Consider the following 17,992-nt stretch of genomic DNA (forward strand, 5'->3'; position numbering starts at 1 on the left):
TCCGGCTCCGCCGCTCAGTGCTGGACGTGCGGACGTGCGTGGAACAGGGGGCGCCGCTGGGGGGCCGTGCCGGCAGCCAGATGACCGATCTCGACACGTGTCCTGATGGCGCGGACCACTTCGGTCAGACCGACGACGATGGCCATGACGCCCACTACCAGCGTGAGTGTCGCTATGGAGGCGAACGGCATGACGATCATCACGATCCCGGCCATGGTGCCGATGATGCCGAACGCCACGTGCCAGCCGCGCGCCGGCATGGTCTGATCGGAAGCCGCCGCGACCGTCTCCAAGGTGCCCCGAAGCAGCCAGCTGAAGCCGATCCACAGGGCCAGCAGAAAGACCGACTCCAGGGGGCCCCGGAAGCAGATCAGTCCCAACAGGACGGAGGCCGCACCGGTGATGAAGTGCAGGACGCGAAGATGCCGGGGGACGTGTGTGCCGAATGCGGCGGCGAGTTGGAAGATACCGGTAGCCAGCAGGTAGACACCGAAGAGCACGCCGACGACGCGGAGCGTCTCGCCCGGCCAGACCAGGGCGATGACGCCCAGGGCGATGGTGGCGAGGCCCATGGTGAGCAGGATCTGCCAGCCCATGTTCGCCAGAACGGTGATGCCTTCGGTCAGGCGCCCCTCTTGTGGTTCGGTGGTGCCGCGTGGCGGAACGGGGCCGGGGGAATCGGAAGGGGATGTCATGGCGCCTGCCTCCTACGGGGAGCAGCGTGGTCGCGTCCGTACATGTCCATCGTCACCCGATCAGCCTCATGATGCTCGGTGGAAAGGGTTGGGGGTCCGTGCCCCCTGAGGCATACCGAGTGTCCCGTTCGGTTGACGACGGCATTCACGTGTGGGGGGGGTGATGACGGCACGTCCTTGGATCCTGCCGTCGTGCAGGAGCTGGTAAGCCTCGCCTGCGCGTTGCAGGGGGAAGGACTCGACCAGCACCTTGATCTTTTCCTGCTGGGCGAGCGTGATCACATCCATCAGTTCGGTGAGGGAACCCCAGTAGGGCGAGGTGACCGAGCACTCGTGCGGCGGGCTGGAGAAGTCGACGGGCAGGGCTCCGCCGCCGAGGCCGACAATGGTCAGGTGGCCGAGCATCCTGGCCACCTGAGCGGCCATCCGCAGCGTCGGGTCGATGCCGACCATGTCCAGCACGAGCTGAGCGCCCTGTTGCCCCGTCATGTCCTTGATGCGCGCGATCGCCTCGTCGCCCGAGAGCAGAGCCTCGTCGGCGCCCAAGCGCTGGGCGGTCTCCAGCTTGCCGGCGTCGGTGTCCACAGCGACGACGGTGGTCGCCGCGCTGAGCGCGCGCAGGATCTGAATGGTCATCTGGCCCAGACCACCGGCCCCGATCACGACCGCGGTCGAGCCCGGCCCCAGCAGGTGCAGCGACCGCCGCACAGCGTGATAGCTGGTCAGTCCGGCGTCGCTGAGGGGGGCGGCCTGGCGGGGGTCGAGGGTGCCGAGCGGAATAAGGTAGCGCGCCGCCGGGACCAGCAGGTACTCGGCCATGCCGCCGTCGTGACCGCCGCCCGGGCCCGGGCCCTGACCACCAAGGTTCTGGCAGTAGTTCTCCCGGCCCTGACGGCAATCGGCGCACATCCCGCAGCCCCAGGAGCCGTAGACGATCACGGGGTCTCCGGGCTCGAACCCGGTGACGCCCGGTCCCAGCCGTTCCACCCATCCCGCGTTCTCATGGCCGAGTGTGAAGGGAGGGGTCGTGAAGCCGGGTAGCGGTGCGGGTGCCTGCATGATGTGCAGATCGGAGTGGCAGGCACCGGCACCTGCGACCTTGACCAGGACCTGTCCTGGGCCGGGCTCGGGCACCGGCACCTCGCGCAGCTCGGGCGGTTGCCGCCAACCGACGAGTTGAAAAGCCCGCATAGCGATCCTTCAGGCACACGCCGGTTCAGTCGCGGATGCCGTCGATGTCGACGAGGACGTGACGCGGGCCGCGGAAAATCTGGTTGTGCCGGTACGGCGGCGGGTCCTCGACCAGCCGGGGGTTCTGCACCCGGCGGACGAACTCGCCGACGGCGATCTGGACCTCGAGGCGCGCGAGCGGAGCGCCGAAGCAGAAGTGGATGCCCTGGCTGAATCCCAGATGCTGGTTGTCGCGGCGTTCGAGGTCGAGTTCGTCGGGGTCGGTGAACCGTTCCGGGTCGCGGTTCGCCGAGCCGTACGCCAGGAAGATCGGCGCCCCCTTCGGGATGGTGGTGCCGGCGATGTCGATGTCCTCCACGGCGGAGCGGGTGTGCCAGAACTGCACCGACGACTCGAAGCGCAGCAGCTCCTCCACCCCCGGCACGATCAGCTCGGGTCGGCGGCGCAGCTTCTCGAGCGCGTCGGGGTGCCGCAGCAGGGTGAGCACGCTGTGGGCGATGAGGTTGACCGTGGTCTCGTGTCCCGCGAAGATCAGGAGCAGGGCGTTGCTCGCGAGCACGCCCTGGGACATCCGTTCCTCCGGGCCGTCCTCGTTCACCATGGCCGAAAGCATGCCCGGGCCGGGCTGCCGAGCGTACCGGTCGAGCAGATCCGCTGCGAACTGCCCGAACTCCTGCACGGCCTGCCGACCCCCGGCCAGCCGGCTCTGCATCTCCTCAGAGGCGGCCTCGGGGCCGAAGTCCAAAGCATCCAGGGCCGTTTCGATCCAGTGGTGGAAGCGTCGCTCGTCCTCCAGCGGCACGCCCAGAACCTTGCAGATCACCGTCACCGGCAGGGGGTAGGCGAAGTCGTCGACGGCGTCGATCCGGGTCTTGCCCCGCATGTCGTCCAGGAGCCCGGCCACGATGCGATGGATCTCGGGCTCAAGGTCGGAGATCAGGTGAGGGGAATGGGGAGGGCCGACAAAATGCGGCATCATCATCCGACGATCTCGATCGTGCTCGGGTGGATCCTGGGTGATGATGTTCGGCTCCAAAGAGATGACCGCCTCCGTGATCGGCTCGGCCTCCGCCTCCGCCGCTCCCTCGGCCGGGGCCGCAGCCGGGACGGGACACTTCCGTGGATCCGAGCTGACCCGGGGGTCGTGCAGCAGCGTGACGATCTCCCGGTAGGTGCTCACGACATAGGTGCCGTCCGGCTGCCGCGCCACCGGTGTCTTGCGGAGTTCCTCGTAGAACGGGTACGGGTTGGCGCGGTTGGCGTAGCGGAGGGCCTGCTGCCAGGGGGTTTCCTCGACCACGAGGCTCCCCTCCTTCTTCCTGTCGATGGTGTCCGCCTACAGGCTTGGCCCGGCGAGCGCGTCAGTGACGCCGCGGCCGGAACTCGGCCGTCCGCTCGCTCGGGGCGTGTCCGGTCAGGACGACGTCGGGGACCGCCGTCGGGACCCGTGGGTCCGGGAACTCGGCCGGCACCGGCTTCATGTCGGGCGGCTGGTCCCAGCCCGGCGGCGGAGGCGGGAACGGACCGGATTGCTCGATCAGCTTCCCGTAGTACTCCAGCCACTTGCCGTGATCGAAGGTGACGGCCGCGACGATGCGGCCCCGGTGACCGTAGGCGGCGGCGAAACGGCGCTCCGCGACGGACCCTTGGGTGAAGACGATCTCGTCACCGAAGGGCGGCACCCCGACGGACTTGATGTTCACGCCGAACTGACCGGACCAGAAGCCGGGCAGCAGCAGATGCGGACGATAGTGGGGCTCGAGGTTCACCATGTTGTGCGCCGCGACCTCGGCGCCGAAAACGGCGTTGTCCCAGTGCTCCATCGCCAGGAACTGGTACTCGTACAGCACATGCGGCGCACGCGCCACGTCACCAGCCACGTAGATGCTGTCGGTGACCACGCCGTTGATGTCGAAGGCCCGACCACCGGCGTCGCACCCGACGCCCCAGAAACCGGCTGCCAGTCCTGAGCCCTCCAGCCACTCCACGTTACGGATCGACCCCAGGGAGGCCACCACCACGTCGGCGTCGACGGTGGTTCCGTCGGACAGATGCGCACGCCGCACATGCCCGCCGGAGTCGCCCTCCAATGACGACACGCCCAGCCCGCAGCGCAGGTCCACGCCGTGATCGCGCTGCATCTGAGCGGCGATCTCCCCGATCACCCCGCCGAGCGCGCCGACCAGCGGCGCCGAACCCCGCTCGACGACGGTCACCGGGATGTCGAGTTCCCGGCAGACGGAGGCCACTTCCGAGCCGATGAACCCGGCGCCGATGACCACCACTCGCGACGGCGGCTCGGCCAGCGCCTTTTGCAACTGCTCTGCATCATCACGCGAACGAATCGTGTGGACCCCGTGCAGGGCGGCCTCGGCCGGGTTCGGCCACTGTCGCGCGCGGGTACCCGTGGCGATCAGCAACCGGTCGTACGGGACCTGCTCCGCATTCGCCAGACGTACCTGCTTGGTGGCCCGGTCCAGGCCGATGGCGGCCACCCCGAGCCGCCAGTCCGCATCCACCTCTCGCAAGCGGGGTAGCTTCGTGTGGTCGGCCGGAACCCAGCCCTTGAGTACCTGCTTGGACAGCGGGGGACGGTCATGGGGCTCGTACGGCTCGTCCCCGATGATGGTCAGGGAACCGGTGAAGCCCTCTTCCCGCAGGGTTTCCGCCGCCCGCAGGCCGGCCAGGGAGGCACCCACGATGACGATCCGGCCGTTGGCCCGGAACTCGCGCACCAGCTCTGCGACCGTTGCCCTCAAGGTCATGACGTCTCGCCCCGCTCCGCGCCGTCCAGGCGGTCGATCACGATCGCCTGCACCGGGCACGCCGCAGCGGCTCGCTCGACCTGCAGACGCCGCTCGTCATCGGGGTTCGGCTCATAGGTGAGCGCTTCCTGACCGTTCAACGTGAAGACCTCATGCGCCAGATACACGCACTGTGCGTATCCCTGACAGCGATTCAGGTCCACGACGATCCGCATGGGCAGACTCCTTCCGATCTGCCGGCCCAGCTGGAGTTCACCCCTCGCCCCCGACGCAACCGGCTGAGCAGCCGCATGTTCGATCTTCTTCGCCAGGGTGCTGCTTTCGCGGTGACGCTTACTCCCGGTGACCGTCACGGTCCGAAGGTCTCGGACACATCCGGTGGCATCGGCATCAAGGTCTGCCCCGGCCGTTCCGCCCTAAGATGATGCTCGTCCCGCCCTCCGACGATCGCAAACCCGCTGCTGCGGAAGATCTTCGAAGGCCGCAACACCAGCGCCGAGGCGGCGGTCTACTGGTCGATGGCCCTGCCCATGACACCCCGCCTTGCCTGACCGGGCCCTGGGCGAGTCTGAACCGGCCCGGCTGCCGCTCGGCCAACCAGTGGTCACGCGCCGCCTTGATCCGCACCGCGAAATCCATTCCTTACCCGTCAGCCCTCGGGCAGAACGAGGTCGTGACGCACCTGCCCCACGCCGTGCCCGCCCGGCCAGGACGGCGAGGCCGCTGTCACGGAGGAGGGAAGCATGGCGAGAACGATGCCAAGGAGGAGCGACCAAGGCCGCTCAACACCCGGTCGCGCGCTCTGGGTGGCGTGAGTTTGCGGACCGGTCCCGGACGCGCTCGAATGGCGGAAGAGCGGACCCGTATGCCCGCATGAGTGTGCCGGACGAAGCGGCGGTGCCCGCCAGAGCTTCCCGGGTCGCGGCCCGCCGACGAGGAGCCGACATGACCAAGGCAGCATCCGCCTGGACGACCGGTTGTGAGTGAACGCCCTGGCATCATCCCGCTCTCCGTTGCCGCGGGAGGTGCTCCGGCCGCGGCGGCCCCGGTGATCGACGCCCCGCCGCCGTGCAACGTGCGCCGGGCGGCCGATCTGTCGCGGCTGCTTGTGTCCGGTGCCGTGCTGCTGGTGGCGGTGCTGCTGGCCGTCGTGGCGTTCGCGCGCACCCGCAGGACGCAGCAGGGGCTGCTCGACGCGGCGACCGCGCTACCACCGGGCTTGCGCGATGGCGTCCTCGGGGCGGTGCAAGTGGTCGCTGTCGTGGCGCCGGTGGTGGCCTTCGGCGTCCTGGTCGCCCGGCGGCGGGGCGACGCGATCCTGCGGGTCGTGCCTGCGGCGGCGCTGGGCGCGCTGCTTTCGTGGTCCGTCACCCACCTGGCCATGACGCGCAGCAGACCGGACCTGTGGCTGCAGGTGCTGGTGGGGCGGGGCGCGCTGGTGCATGCCGGCTGGCCGTCGGCAGCCTACCTGGCCGCCTGCGCGGCGGCGGTCGTCGCGGCGGGCCCCTGGCTGGAGACGCGTCTGCGGCGGACGTGGTGGACGCTGATCGTCGTGTGCGCAGGGCTGAGCGTCGTGGCCGCCGACATAGTGCCGCTGGAGGCAGTCGCCGCGCTCTCCGTGGGAGGTGTGGCCGGCTCTGCCGTGCTGCTGCTGGCCGGAGGCCCGGCGGACCGGCCGGCCCCGCAGGCGGTCGCCGACGCACTCGTCGCGTGCGGGATCCCGCTCGCCGCGCTGTGGGAAACGCCGTCACCGGATCGGCGCCCCGGGGAGGGCGTCCACTACGGCGCCGAGACCACCATCGGTGCGCGGCTCACGGTACAGGTGCTCGGCCCCGAGGACCGCAACCGCGAGCTCTTCCACCGGCTGGCCCGGCTCGCGATCCTGCGCCACCCCGCCGACACGGGAGCGCGTACTCCGCTCACCGCGGTCGAGCACGAACTCCTCATGCTCGTGTTCGCAGGCCGTACCCGCGCCCGAGCGGCCGAGCCGGTGATCGCGTACCCGGTGGCCAGGGGCGGCGCGTTGCTGGTGACGGTCGAGCACGCTGGGCGTCCGCTGTCCGCGTTCGCGGGCGAGGAGATGACCGACCAGATGCTCACCGGGGTATGGACGTCCGTGGCCCGCCTCCAGAAGCACCGACTGGCGCACCGGGCGCTGCGCCCGGAACACATCCTCGTCGAGCCGGACGGTGCTTCCCGGCTCACCGCGTTCGCACGCGCCCGGCTGGGCGCCCCGCCCGACGCGCTGGGCAGCGACATTGCCGAGCTGTTGGCCACCACCGCGACGCGCGTCGGGGCGCATCGCGCCACCCAGTGTGCGCTGGCCGGCCTCGGCCCGCGGCTGCTGGCGACCGCCCTGCCCTACCTGCAGCCGCTCGCCCTGCTCGGCCCCGCACAGCGCGAGGTCGCCCGGTACGACCAGGCCCGCGCGCGGGCGGCGGGAGCGGGTGACAAGCGGCGCGCGGTGCGCCCCGGCGGCCGCCCGAGCCTGCTGCATGACCTCTCTGCCGAGGTCGTGGAGGCGACCGGTGCCGAGCCGGCTCCCCTCGCGCACCTCGCGCGCTTCACCTGGAGGAGCATCCTTGGCCTGGTCGGCGCGTTCCTCGTCATCCACCTGGTGCTGCCGCAGTTCGCCAGCTTCCCGGCGGTGGTGGCCGCGTTGCGCAACGCCGACTGGTGGTGGGTGCTCGCCGCGCTGCCCGTTACCTTCATCTCCCAGGCGTTCTCGACCTGCCTGCAATTGGGCACCATTGCGGCCAGGTTGCCATTCGGCCCCACGTACGAGGTGCAGTTCGCCAGTTCGTTCCTGAACCGGATCACCCCGAACAACGTCGGCGGCATGGCGCTCAACCTGCGCTACCTGCAGAAGACGGGGATCGTGACCGGGGCCGCCACGGCCTCTGTCGGTCTGCAGAGCCTCGCCGCCGCCGTCTCCAACGCCGTGCTCGCCGCCTGGTTCTTCGCCTGGGCCGGACGGCACCACGCCGGAGTGCACCTGCGCTTGCCCGCAGGCCGGTATGTGCTGCCGGCCATCGCCCTGACCCTCGCGGCCTCAGGTCTGCTCGGTGTCACCCCAGCCGGCCGGCACTTCCTGCACGAGAAGGTGTCGCCGTTCCTGCGCGCGGCGGGGTCGACCGTGACCGGGGTCGCCTCCGACCCCGCCAAACTGGCTCTCCTCGTCACCGGCGCGCTCGGCCTGCCCCTCATCCAGGTCGTCGGACTCGCGCTGAGTGTGCGCGCCTTCGGCGGCGATCTTCCCTTCGCCCAGGCCGGCGCCGTCTACATGGCGGCACGCCTCGTCGCCAACGCGGCTCCTGTCCCCGGCGGACTGGGCGCCCTCGAAGCCGGCCTCATCGCCGGTCTCACCGCGCTCGGCGTCGCAGCCGGCGCAGCCACCTCGGCCGTGCTCGTCTACAGGCTGCTCACCTTCTGGCTGAACGTCCCGCTGGGCGCCCTGGCCCTGCGCGCCGTACAGCGCAAGGGCTACGTCTGACGCCGCTGCCCTTGCCGTTGCCGCAGGTCCGTCTTCCCACGCCCCGGGTGCCGCGGCGTCGATCTCCTCCCTCCCCGCTCCCCGCGTCAGGTCTGTGGGCGGTGCTCTACGCCGGCGGCTGCAGTCCGGATCCCATTGCAGTTGCGGACCGCGTCGGCCCGCGATGCCCTGGAACCTGCTGGACGGTAGCGTCACCACGCTGACCTTCCCCATCTTCGCCGCGCTGGACACAGGGCTGGCCACGCATACCAGCGGTGCACCGTGACAGGGATGCTTCCAGTGCGGACTAACACGGGCCTGCCCCCGCCACCGCACCCATGCCTTCTTCTCCCCCGCCCGCTGGAATCCGGACATCTGGGCCTATCCCTGTCCCGCCTGGCCGTGCGGCACCTGCTGCCCGAGGGCGCGGTGCTGACCGCACAGGTGCGCGGGCGTGAAGAACGTCGACGCCGGGTCGCCGTCTCGGTCGCGGTCGCGGTCGCGGTCCATGTCGAACCACGCGAGGGCGAGCGCAGCTTTCGCATGCTGCTCAGCGCCTGGCGCCGGCGACGATCTCCGCCTGCAGGCCGTGTGGTCGCGCCCGGACGGTCACGCTCTCGCTGGCTCGCGCGTCACGTACGGCGGCGTCGACGAGCCGCTGTGCTGCCTCGATACCGGGCGTGAAGTACAGGGTGCCCCAAGTGGGCGACCTCCCCGCGGGCCCGCCGCGAGCCCGGAGTCCGCCAGCCACTCGACGTTGCGGATCGTGCCCCAGCGCCACGACGCACACGTCGCCTCGATGCCGTTGCTGTCGAACAACTCCGCACCGGGGAGTGTCCGTTCCCGGACAGGCCGGTGACCGTCCCCGCGGTGCGCAGGTCCTCGCTGTGGTTGCGTCGCATGAGGCCCGCAAGCCTGGACAGGGTGCCGCGGAGGGCGCCCACCGCGTCCTCGCGAGTACGCAGGGTGAACACACGTCGTCGCGACCAACGCAAGGGAAAGCCCGGCGCGCCGAGAAGGCTGGCGAGAGGCAGCTCGCACCCGGAGAGCGGTGTCGGTTGGCACTCATGCGTACCAGTCACCTCGGTTACCTTCGCCACTTCGGCATTTCCATACGCCGTATGGTAACAATGGAAGGGTAGTTCCATACAGCGTATGAAACTGGTCGCTCGGACCACGTCAGGCGCCGCACATCGCCGGACAGAACCGCCGTTGGCGCAGATCACGCCAACCGGGAAGGAAAAGATCATGAAGCAGCTCACGAAGCGAATCGCCCTCGCTGTCTCCTCCGTCGCGATCGCCGGTGTTGCCGTCCTCGGTGCGGGAGGCACCACTTCGGCCGCGCCCCTCGCATCCACACACGTCCAGCGCCCGACCGAAGGGGGCGTGGCCGCTGATTACAGCTGGGACCACGGCGTCGGCTACCTGCTCAAGCAGGGCTACTCCTGCGACCCGATCCGCGGCTGGCACCAGGACCACCGCCACACCGACTCGCCCCGGCACGACTGCGACGGTCTCTTCTACCGCGATGGCCACTTCTACCGCGGGGAGGCGAGGGACACGTCTGGAAGTCGGACAGGTCGTACCACCACGACCGGAACCGCCTCTGGCACGACGGCTGGGGCAGGGACCACTACGAGCTGATCCGCGACGACCGGTGAGACGGGACTGGTCGAGGCCGTGGGACCCGGCCGTTCCTCGCGGTCCGATCCCTGCCGGCGGCAGACACACGCCCGGCCGTCGGGGGCCGGCGTCCGCGACCACCGGCTGAGTAAATTCCCCGCCGCCATTCATCGTGCGATGCGCCGGTGCCGTCCGGCGCCCGCGGCCTGCTGTACCGCCTCCGCCCGCGCTGCCTGTTCGCCACAGGCCGGGCATGAGGCGCCGCCGAGCCACGCCCAGAAGCGGAAAGTCAATGAAGAAGTCCTTCAAGGCCGTAGAGCGGCGGGTCGCCGTACAACTGGTCGTCTCGCACAACTACTCAGTGCCCCTGTGCGTACGTCTGCGGTATGAGCCCACTGATCCCTACGTCGTCCGTGCCGCTCTCTTCGTCGAATGTGACGAGCCGGTCGAATGGGTGTCTGGGGCGGGATCTTCTGGCTGATGGCCTGAAGGGTTCCGCAGGCTACGCGGACGTCCGGATCTGGTCGGCCGCGGGGCGGGGCGACCAGTTGATGTACATCGCCCTCGGATCCTCCGCCGGCACCGCCTTGCTCGAGGTTCCCGTGATGGACCTCATGTCCTTCCTTCAGAACACGGAGGCTCTGGTGCCACGAGGTACTGAGTCCGGACACGTCGACTGGGACGTCGAACTGGCACACCTCCTCCCGCAAGGCTGACCGCCGACCATCCAAGCTCCGAAGAAAAGGAACCTGTCATGTCTCAGCACCAGCTTCGTGTCTACACCCTGCGCAACCTCGATGCCCTCTCCACCTACGAGAAGATCTGGGCCAAGCACATTCCCGGTATGGCCAAGCACCGGATCACCACACACGGCGTCTGGACAGTGCCCGTGGCGCCCGGAAACGACACTCCCCGGCTGTACGCCCTCGTTTCCTACAGGGACGCCGATGACGTGCAGGAGCGGCTGGAGGCGTACCTGTCAAGTCCTGAATTCCGTGCGGACATGGAGGGTTTCGACATCAGCCAGATCGTCGGCCTCGACGAGACCCTGCTGACGCCCACCGTGGAGTCACCCTTGCGCTGACGGTCGGCCTGCGACGAGTGACGCGGCCAGAAGGGCCGGCATCCGGCGGCCCTGCGACGGTGGTTCCGGCGTCATCGATGGCGACCCACCAGTGGTGGCCCTTGCTGGCATCGATACGACCATAAGCAGGGCAGCTGTGTGGTCATGTGCGTTTCCTCGGACTCGGACAGCGTGCCGTTCCGGTCCAAGGACACCCCACCGTCAGCTCCGTAAACGGCGGCCGATTCGCACCTTTCACGCCCCCGGCCACGCCGTCTTCCAGAGCGACTGGCCCTTCGCTCCCACCTCCGCCCGTCAGTACTACGCGAGCGGCCTCAGTGCCACCGTCGGGAGTAAGACCCAATGAAGTCATTGAGAACTGTGATCCAGGGGCTGCCCGTGAAGCTTGTCGGCGTGCATGCGACGTCCTTGTCCGTGATCAGACGTTCGCATATGGCCCACCGGCGAGGAGGGCTGCCGCGACTTGTACATCCTTCTCAACCCGCCGTCCGGTACGGCCTTGCTCAAGGCTCCAGCACAGGAATTCAAGGCGTTCCTGCAGGAAACAGAGGCAGTAGTGCCCCGGGGGGCCGAGCTCGGCCACAGCGACTTCGACCGCTTGCTGGCGCACTTCCTCGCCGAAGAGTGAGTCCTGTCAGGGTGCGACCTGAGGCAGGCACACGGACGTCTGCGCCTCGGTGTTCACCGCCATGGTGAGCGGATGCCCGCAGTCTAGCGTCGAGGGCGGCCGGGTCGATGCCGGCCTCGGTCAGGATGTTCGCTGCGACTCCGCGGCCGACCCGCCCCGGTGAGACCATCCGCCACGCGGCAACCCGCTACCTGCGTCGCGTCGCCCACCTTCCCGCGCTCCGTATCTCGCCGCTCATCGGCGGGCTCTGCCGCAGAGACGCACCTGAAGACGTTCAGTACGTCGTCGTGGTGCGCCCTGTAGCGGAAGGCTGGCCGCCGTTTGTCCGCTTCGCACGTCGAGCGGTGCCTGCGGCGTAAGTCCCCGAGGTCTGGGAAGACCCGGACATCGCCCGCATGACGGAAGAGAACGTCACCGAACACGTTCTCGCGGCGCGGCGTTGGCCGGCCTGGTACACGGCATCGAGCCGGACCAGATCGAAAGGCCGGCCGCCGACCCGGACCGCGCGCGCCGACTTGCTCGGCACGGGACGCCCGTCAGCGTGATACTGCGGTCCTTCCGGCTGGGGCAAGGTGTCATGCTCGACCGGCTACTCGAAGAGATGCCCCGGGCTGACCGACGCCGCCGAATTGATCAGCGCAGCGACGCGCAAGCTGATACGTCGATCGCATGTCGGAGCAGGGCGTGGCGGTCTACCAGCGGGAACGGGACCAGCGGCTGCAGTGGCGGCTTGCGATGGTGAACGAGGCGGGCATGCGCATCGGCACCACGCTGGACATCGCCTGCACCGCCCAAGAGCTGGCGGACCTCGCCACCGAAAATTTCGCCGACCTCGTCACCGTCGACCTGCTCGACTCCGTGCTGCGCGGAAACGACAGCCCTGTGAGCGGCCCTCCGACGCTCCGGCGGGTCGCTCCGGTGAACGGATGGGTGATGCAGCCCGACGAGGACGGCGATCTCCTGCTTCGGGAGGGAGATCGGGAACAAGCCGACGACCTGGGTCATTTCACGGGTCGGCGTCATAGGGCTGCCGTACAGAGGCTGTGGAACCACCCCGCCGGGCGGTGTTCCCCGATGTGACGGGGGTGGCTCCCGCATGTCGCAGCCTGAGATCGCCCGACTGCGGGCGCGGCTCAGGGGCCGGTGCCTGGGGCGCAGCGCCTCAGCAGGTGTGGCTCAAAGGCCGGCGTCCCGGCCGTCACGATCGCCGGTGAGCCGGCCTTCCAGACCCGTGATCAGCGTGTCCATCACGAGGCGGAACATGTGGTCCTGGTCAGGGCCTTCAGGGGCTACGTCCGCAGAGTCACGGTCCGCGTCCCCGTCTTCACCATCGCCAGAGCCGGGGGGCTTGAGGGTCGACCACTGGTGGAGCGAGCCGTTGAGTTCGGCGGCGAGGACACCGATGACGACGGCGACCATCAGCGCCGCGGTCTCCGAGACCTCTGACTGCGGAACCCCGGCAGCCTCCACGATCGCGGTGAGCGCGGTCCAGAACGGATCGTCGGGCTGGATGAAGTCCGGCTGGTGGCTGAACGAGTAGGCCATCAGTTCGGGGTGACGATGCGCCAGGGTCCGGAAGTCCGTTGCGAGCAGGCGGATGCGCTCCTGCCAGGGAGCGTCCTCAAGCGTCACGGTACGGAACTGGGCGCCGACCATTCTCGTCACGCCACGCAGCACCGCTTCCTTGTTCGGCACGTGGTGGTACAGCGACATCGGGTTCGCGTCGAGCTCGGTGGCGAGTTTGCGCATGGTGAGCGCCTCGACCCCGTCCTCGTCGATGAGCCGCAGGGCGGCGGCGTAGATCCCGGCCTCGGTCAGAGGCACGTCCCTCTTCCTGGTTCCCCTCGGGGGACGCCTCACCTTCTTTTCCATACCTCGTACGGTATCAGTTTCGTACGTCGTATGGAAATGACCTGAATCACAGCGTTCACCAGGGCAACCGGGCTTGCTTCACATTTCCATACGCCGTACGGTACCAATTCCATACGACGTATGTTTCCGTACGGCGCCACGGCATCGACCTGAGCGCGCGCCCTTGCCCATCCCCCTCCACGCAGAGGAGCAAGCCATGACCACGCACTCCGCGAACGACCTTCGCCCCATCCGGTCCCCGCGTGGGATCTCTCTCCTCGGCAACACGCCGCAGATCCCCGACACCAATCCGGTGGAGTACTTCGGTGAGCTGTCCAAGCAGTTCCCCGAGGGCATCTACAGCATGGACATCGCTGGCATCGAGCAGGTCTTCGTCTACGACCCGGACCTGGTGGCCGAGGTCTGCGACGAGACGCGGTTCTTCAAGCAGATCGACAAGACGCCGCTGCACCACGTCCGGGACTTCGCGGGGGCGGGCCTGTTCACCGCCCACCAGCACGAAGAGGAATGGGGCATGGCACACCGTGTCCTGCTGCCGGCGTTCAGCCAGCGAGCCATGAGGGGTTACTACGGGCAGATGCTGGAGATCGCCCAGGACCTGGCGGGCAAGTGGGAACGCCGGGAGGGTCAGCCGGTCAACATCACCGACGACTACACCCGCCTGACGCTGGACACCATCGCCCTGTCGGGGTTCGGCTACCGGTTCAAGTCCTTCGACAAGGAGGAGCTGCACCCCTTCCTCAACGCGCTGCTGGGCGCGCTGGTGGAGTCGCTGCGGCGCTCGCAGGAGCTGCCGATGATGACCAAGCTGCGCAAGGCGGACGACCGGAAGTACCGCGACAACATCCGGCTGATGCAGGACTTGGTCGAGAGCGTGATCAAGGAGCGCCGCGAGGGGAAGGGCACCGGTGAGGAGGACCTGCTGGGTCTGATGCTGGAGGCCACCGACCCGGAGACCGGCAAGTTGCTGGCCGACGACAACGTCCGCGACCAGGTGTTGACGTTCCTGATCGCCGGTCACGAGACCACCAGTGGTCTGCTGTCGTTCGCCACGTACTCGCTGATGCGCAACCCGCACGTCCTGGCCCAGGCGTACGCCGAGGTGGACCGCCTGCTGCCAGGTGACACGGTCCCGGACTACGACACGATCATGCAGCTGGACGTCATCCCGCGGATCCTGGAGGAGACGCTGCGCCTGTGGGCTCCGATCCCGGCGTTCGGCAAGGCCCCGCTGGAGGACACCGTGATCGGCGGCCACTACCAGCTCAAGAAGGGCACGCAGGTCATGATTCTCGAAGGCCCGCTGCACACCCATCCCAAGGCATGGGAGCGTCCGGAGGAGTTCGACATCGACCGGTGGCTGCCGGAGAACCGGGCCCAGCAGCACCCGCACGCCTACAAGCCGTTCGGCAACGGTGTGCGTGCCTGCATCGGCCGGCAGTTCGCGCTCACCGAGGCCCGCCTGGCCCTGGCGCTGGTGCTGCAGAAGTTCAAGCTCTCGGACACCAGCGACTACAAGATGGACGTGCGGGAGGCGTTGACGCGCAAGCCCGGCAACTTCGAGCTGATCGTCCGCCGTCGTCAGGAGCACGAGCGCACCGTCTTCGGCGCCGCGGACGTGCAGACCGGCGACACGCAGGCGCAGGCAGCGGTCAGCGGTGTCGGTGTGAACCTGACCGTCGCCTACGGCTCCAGCCTCGGCTCGTGCGAGGACCTGGCGCGCACCATCGCCGACCGCGGCGAGCGCTCCGGCTTCGGCACCACCCTCATCAGCCTGGACGAGCTGGGTGACAACCTGCCCTCCGAGGGCCTGCTCGTCGTCGTCGCCGCCAGCTACAACGGCAAGGCTCCCGACAACGCCCAGGGCTTCGACGATCTGCTCGCCGCCGGGCTGCCCGAGGGCTCGCTGGCGAATGTGCGGTACGCGCTGCTGGGCGCCGGCAACACCCAGTGGGTGGCCACCTATCAGGCATTCCCCAAGCGGATCGAGGAAGGTCTGCTGGCCGCCGGCGCCACCCCCATCGTCGAGCGCGGCATCGCGGACGCCGCCGGTGACTTCGACCGCATGGCCACACGATGGATGGACAACCTGTGGGCCACTCTGGCCGAGGAGTACGCCGCCGACACCTCCCAGGCGAGCGGCCCCCGCTATCAGGTCCAGCTGCTCACCGAGTCCGACGTGCGCCCCGCCATCGTCTCCGAGCAGGCGTACCCGCTCACGGTGGTGGCCAACGAGGAGCTCGTGGCCGACGCGACCGGCCTGTGGGACTTCAGCATCGAGCCGCCGCGTCCGTCGGCGAAGTCCATCACCTTCGAGCTGCCCGAGGACGTCACCTACGACACCGGCAACCACCTGGCCGTCTTCGCCAAGAACGAACTCGCCCTGGTGGAGCGCGCGCTGAGGCGGCTCGGCGTCGAGTACGACCAGGTGCTCCGGCTCGACCAGCCGGCCGGTGGCCGCACCCACCTGCCGGTCGGCACCCCGGTCACCGCCGGCATCCTGCTCACCGAGTTCCTGGAGCTGCAGGACGTGGCCACCCGGTCCCAGATCCAGACGCTGGCCGAGTACACCGAGTGCCCGTGGACCCGGCCTCAGCTCCAGGCGTACACCGCCGAAACGGAGGAGGCCGAGGAGCGCTACCAGAAGGAGATCCTCGGCAAGCGCATCTCGGTGCTGGGCCTGCTGGAGCGCTTCGAGGCGGTCGAGCTGCCGCTGGCGGTGTTCCTGGAGATGATGGGCCCGATCCGCCCGCGCTTCTACTCCATCTCCTCTGCCCCGTCGGCCAACCCGCGCCATGTGCGCCTGACCGTCGGCCTGCTGGAGGGCCCGGCCCTGTCCGGCGACGGCCAGTACCGCGGTACCTGCTCCTCGTACATCGCGGGCCTCGAGCCCGGTGACGTCGTCTACGGGTACGTCCGCGTGCCCTCCCCGACGTTCGCCCCGCCCGCCGACCCCGCCACGCCGCTGATCCTGATCGGCCCCGGCACCGGCATCGCGCCGCTGCGCGGCTTCCTGGAGGAGCGGGCGACACAGCACGCGAACGGCACCCAGGTGGGCGTGTCGCAGGTGTTCGTCGGCTGCCGCCACCCGGAGCACGACTACTTCTACAAGCAGGAGATGCAGGACTGGGAGCAGGCCGGGATCGCGCAGATCCACACCGCCTTCTCGGCGGTGACCGGCCACCCGGCCCGGTTCGTGCAGGACGCCATCGCCCATGCCGCCGACACGGTGTGGCAGGCCATCGAGGACGGCGCGTACATCCACGTCTGCGGTGACGGCCGCCGTATGGCACCCGCCGTCCGTGAGGCCCTCGCCGCCATCCACCGCCAGAAGACCGGCAGCGACGACGAGACCGCCCAGCAGTGGCTCACCCAGCTCGAAGCGGACGAGCGCTACCAGCAGGACGTCTTCGCCTGACCGTCGCACGCCGTCAAGGCGCGCTGACCCCGAGCCGCCGGGAGGCGTGCGGACGTCCTGCCTCCCCCGCACGCCTCCCGGCCCCACCAGCCATTCAGACACCCCATGGCACCCATGGCCCGAACCACCGGGCCGTGCCGCTCACAGAAAGCAGATCACCATGGACACCATGCTCGCCGGACGCTTCCACCTGGACAGCAAGAAGTTCGCCGTGGAAGAGGTCCCGATCCCCGTGCCGGGCCCGGGCGAGGTCCTCATCGAGGTCAAGGCCGCCGGCGTCTGCCTCTCCGACGTCCACCTGCTCGACGGCTCCCTCGTCCCGCTGTTCGCCACCTCCGACACGGTCACCGTCGGCCACGAGGTCTCCGGTGTGATCCACACGCTCGGCCCCGACCTCAAGCGCGGCCTGGCCGTCGGCACCCGCGTCACCCTGGAGGCCGGCAAGACCTGCGGCAAGTGCGCCGGATGCGTGCGCCACCGCCCCTGCACCCAGATGCTCACCGCCGGCATCGACTACGACGGCGGCTGGGCCGAGTACGTGATCGCCCGCGAGGACACCCTCATCCCCATCCCCGACAGCCTCCCCTTCGACCAGGCCGCGATCATCCCCGACGCGGTCTCCACCCCCTACGCCGCCGTCGTCGCCACCGCGGGCGTCCGTCCCGCCCAGTCCGTCGGCGTCTGGGGCGTGGGCGGAGTCGGCGCGCACAACGTGCGCCTCGCCCGGCTGGTCGGCGCCGCACCGATCATCGCCGTCGACCCGCTGCCCAGCGCCCGCGAGCGCGCCCTGGCCTTCGGCGCGGACCTCGCGCTCGACCCGGCAGCCCCCGGCTTCGCCGACCAGGTCCGCGCAGCCACCGGCGGACGCGGCCTCGACTTCGCCTTCGACTGCGCCGGCGTCCCCGCCGTCCGCGACCAGGCCGCCTCCGTGCTCGGCCTGGGCGGCTCCCTGATCCTGGTGGGCATCACCCCCCGGCCACTGACCATCACCGAGGGCCTGACCTTCAACTACCTGCAGAAGCAGGTGCGGGGCCACTACGGCGGCTTCCCCGAGTCCGTCTCCGAGCTGGTGCAGCTGACGGCGGCCGGCCGCCTCGACCTGGCCCCCTCCATCACCGACCACATCCCGCTCGTCGAGGCCGCCGACGCCGTCCACCGACTGGAGAACAAGATCGGCGACCCGATCCGCCTCATCCTCGTCCCCTGACGCCCGTCAGCAGGACGACAAGCCACCCTGGGCAGGG

15 protein-coding genes are annotated in these 17,992 nt (G+C 69.3%); 8 read left to right on the forward strand and 7 right to left on the reverse strand.

Annotated elements, in window-relative coordinates; all coding sequences use genetic code 11:
• Window positions 1-14: 14 nt before the first annotated feature.
• The 5 genes from ACWD3E_RS07355 to ACWD3E_RS07375 all read right to left on the reverse strand — a co-directional run bounded on the left by ACWD3E_RS07355 (window position 15) and on the right by ACWD3E_RS07375 (window position 4,866).
• Window positions 15-695: an HdeD family acid-resistance protein gene (locus ACWD3E_RS07355; RefSeq protein ID WP_451386576.1), complete on the reverse strand. Its 681-nt coding sequence runs from the start codon at window positions 693-695 to the stop codon at window positions 15-17.
• Window positions 696-761: 66 nt separating this feature from the next.
• Window positions 762-1,886 carry an NAD(P)-dependent alcohol dehydrogenase gene (locus tag ACWD3E_RS07360; RefSeq protein WP_451386577.1) on the reverse strand — a complete coding sequence of 375 codons (1,125 nt, stop codon included), beginning with the start codon at window positions 1,884-1,886 and terminating at the stop codon, window positions 762-764.
• A gap of 25 nt (window positions 1,887-1,911) precedes the next feature.
• Window positions 1,912-3,186: a cytochrome P450 gene (locus tag ACWD3E_RS07365; protein WP_451386578.1), complete on the reverse strand. Its 1,275-nt coding sequence runs from the start codon at window positions 3,184-3,186 to the stop codon at window positions 1,912-1,914.
• Window positions 3,187-3,247: 61 nt separating this feature from the next.
• On the reverse strand, window positions 3,248-4,651 hold the full coding sequence (locus ACWD3E_RS07370; protein WP_451386579.1) for an NAD(P)/FAD-dependent oxidoreductase: 1,404 nt from the start codon (window positions 4,649-4,651) through the stop codon (window positions 3,248-3,250).
• Complete coding sequence (locus tag ACWD3E_RS07375) at window positions 4,648-4,866, reverse strand: ferredoxin (protein WP_451387106.1); 219 nt, start codon at window positions 4,864-4,866, stop codon at window positions 4,648-4,650. Before ACWD3E_RS07375 ends, ACWD3E_RS07370 begins: the two co-directional genes overlap by 4 nt.
• A 764-nt stretch (window positions 4,867-5,630) precedes the next feature.
• Between ACWD3E_RS07375 and ACWD3E_RS07380 the strand changes: the two genes are divergently transcribed.
• A complete protein-coding gene (locus ACWD3E_RS07380) occupies window positions 5,631-8,144 on the forward strand; it encodes a flippase-like domain-containing protein (RefSeq protein WP_451386580.1) in 2,514 nt (837 codons plus the stop codon).
• A 360-nt stretch (window positions 8,145-8,504) separates the two neighbouring features.
• Here ACWD3E_RS07380 and ACWD3E_RS07385 read toward each other — a convergent pair whose 3' ends face one another.
• Window positions 8,505-8,633, reverse strand: a complete 129-nt coding sequence (locus ACWD3E_RS07385) for a hypothetical protein (protein WP_451386581.1) — start codon at window positions 8,631-8,633, stop codon at window positions 8,505-8,507.
• Window positions 8,634-9,371: 738 nt separating this feature from the next.
• Between ACWD3E_RS07385 and ACWD3E_RS07390 the strand changes: the two genes are divergently transcribed.
• The 5 genes from ACWD3E_RS07390 (at window position 9,372) to ACWD3E_RS07410 (ending at window position 12,538) form a co-directional block, all read left to right on the forward strand.
• Window positions 9,372-9,767, forward strand: a complete 396-nt coding sequence (locus tag ACWD3E_RS07390) for a hypothetical protein (protein ID WP_451386582.1) — start codon at window positions 9,372-9,374, stop codon at window positions 9,765-9,767.
• 365 nt (window positions 9,768-10,132) lie between these two features.
• Window positions 10,133-10,462, forward strand: coding sequence for an SsgA family sporulation/cell division regulator (locus tag ACWD3E_RS07395; RefSeq protein WP_451386583.1), 330 nt, complete (start codon window positions 10,133-10,135; stop codon window positions 10,460-10,462).
• A 38-nt stretch (window positions 10,463-10,500) separates the two neighbouring features.
• On the forward strand, window positions 10,501-10,830 hold the full coding sequence (locus ACWD3E_RS07400; protein WP_451386584.1) for an NIPSNAP family protein: 330 nt from the start codon (window positions 10,501-10,503) through the stop codon (window positions 10,828-10,830).
• Between the two features lie 430 nt (window positions 10,831-11,260).
• Entirely contained in the window at window positions 11,261-11,458 is a 198-nt protein-coding gene (locus ACWD3E_RS07405) for an SsgA family sporulation/cell division regulator (RefSeq protein ID WP_451387107.1), read from the forward strand.
• 669 nt (window positions 11,459-12,127) lie between these two features.
• Window positions 12,128-12,538, forward strand: coding sequence for a hypothetical protein (locus ACWD3E_RS07410; protein WP_451386585.1), 411 nt, complete (start codon window positions 12,128-12,130; stop codon window positions 12,536-12,538).
• Between the two features lie 96 nt (window positions 12,539-12,634).
• On the opposite strand, the gene ACWD3E_RS07415 is transcribed toward ACWD3E_RS07410, so the two are convergent.
• Entirely contained in the window at window positions 12,635-13,282 is a 648-nt protein-coding gene (locus ACWD3E_RS07415) for a TetR/AcrR family transcriptional regulator (RefSeq protein WP_451386586.1), read from the reverse strand.
• A gap of 244 nt (window positions 13,283-13,526) precedes the next feature.
• On the opposite strand from ACWD3E_RS07415, the gene ACWD3E_RS07420 reads away from it, so the two are divergent.
• Window positions 13,527-16,748 (forward strand): bifunctional cytochrome P450/NADPH--P450 reductase, encoded by a 3,222-nt coding sequence (locus ACWD3E_RS07420; protein ID WP_451386587.1) that lies wholly within the window; start codon window positions 13,527-13,529, stop codon window positions 16,746-16,748.
• 160 nt (window positions 16,749-16,908) lie between these two features.
• Window positions 16,909-17,955: a zinc-binding dehydrogenase gene (locus ACWD3E_RS07425; protein WP_451386588.1), complete on the forward strand. Its 1,047-nt coding sequence runs from the start codon at window positions 16,909-16,911 to the stop codon at window positions 17,953-17,955.
• Window positions 17,956-17,992: the final 37 nt, after the last annotated feature.

The organism is Streptomyces sp. NPDC002676, from assembly GCF_053592455.1.

Excerpts from the sequence above, each read along its gene's own strand:
- ACWD3E_RS07420 (WP_451386587.1), top strand. The coding sequence starts at position 13,527 with ATGACCACGCACTCCGCGAACGACCTTCGCCCCATCCGGTCCCCGCGT.
- ACWD3E_RS07390 (WP_451386582.1), top strand. The coding sequence starts at position 9,372 with ATGAAGCAGCTCACGAAGCGAATCGCCCTCGCTGTCTCCTCCGTCGCG.
- ACWD3E_RS07400 (WP_451386584.1), top strand. The coding sequence starts at position 10,501 with ATGTCTCAGCACCAGCTTCGTGTCTACACCCTGCGCAACCTCGATGCC.
- ACWD3E_RS07360 (WP_451386577.1), bottom strand. The coding sequence starts at position 1,886 with ATGCGGGCTTTTCAACTCGTCGGTTGGCGGCAACCGCCCGAGCTGCGC.
- ACWD3E_RS07385 (WP_451386581.1), bottom strand. The coding sequence starts at position 8,633 with ATGGACCGCGACCGCGACCGCGACCGAGACGGCGACCCGGCGTCGACG.
- ACWD3E_RS07425 (WP_451386588.1), top strand. The coding sequence starts at position 16,909 with ATGGACACCATGCTCGCCGGACGCTTCCACCTGGACAGCAAGAAGTTC.
- ACWD3E_RS07370 (WP_451386579.1), bottom strand. The coding sequence starts at position 4,651 with ATGACCTTGAGGGCAACGGTCGCAGAGCTGGTGCGCGAGTTCCGGGCC.
- ACWD3E_RS07375 (WP_451387106.1), bottom strand. The coding sequence starts at position 4,866 with ATGCGGATCGTCGTGGACCTGAATCGCTGTCAGGGATACGCACAGTGC.
- ACWD3E_RS07410 (WP_451386585.1), top strand. The coding sequence starts at position 12,128 with ATGTCGGAGCAGGGCGTGGCGGTCTACCAGCGGGAACGGGACCAGCGG.
- ACWD3E_RS07395 (WP_451386583.1), top strand. The coding sequence starts at position 10,133 with ATGAGCCCACTGATCCCTACGTCGTCCGTGCCGCTCTCTTCGTCGAAT.
- ACWD3E_RS07355 (WP_451386576.1), bottom strand. The coding sequence starts at position 695 with ATGACATCCCCTTCCGATTCCCCCGGCCCCGTTCCGCCACGCGGCACC.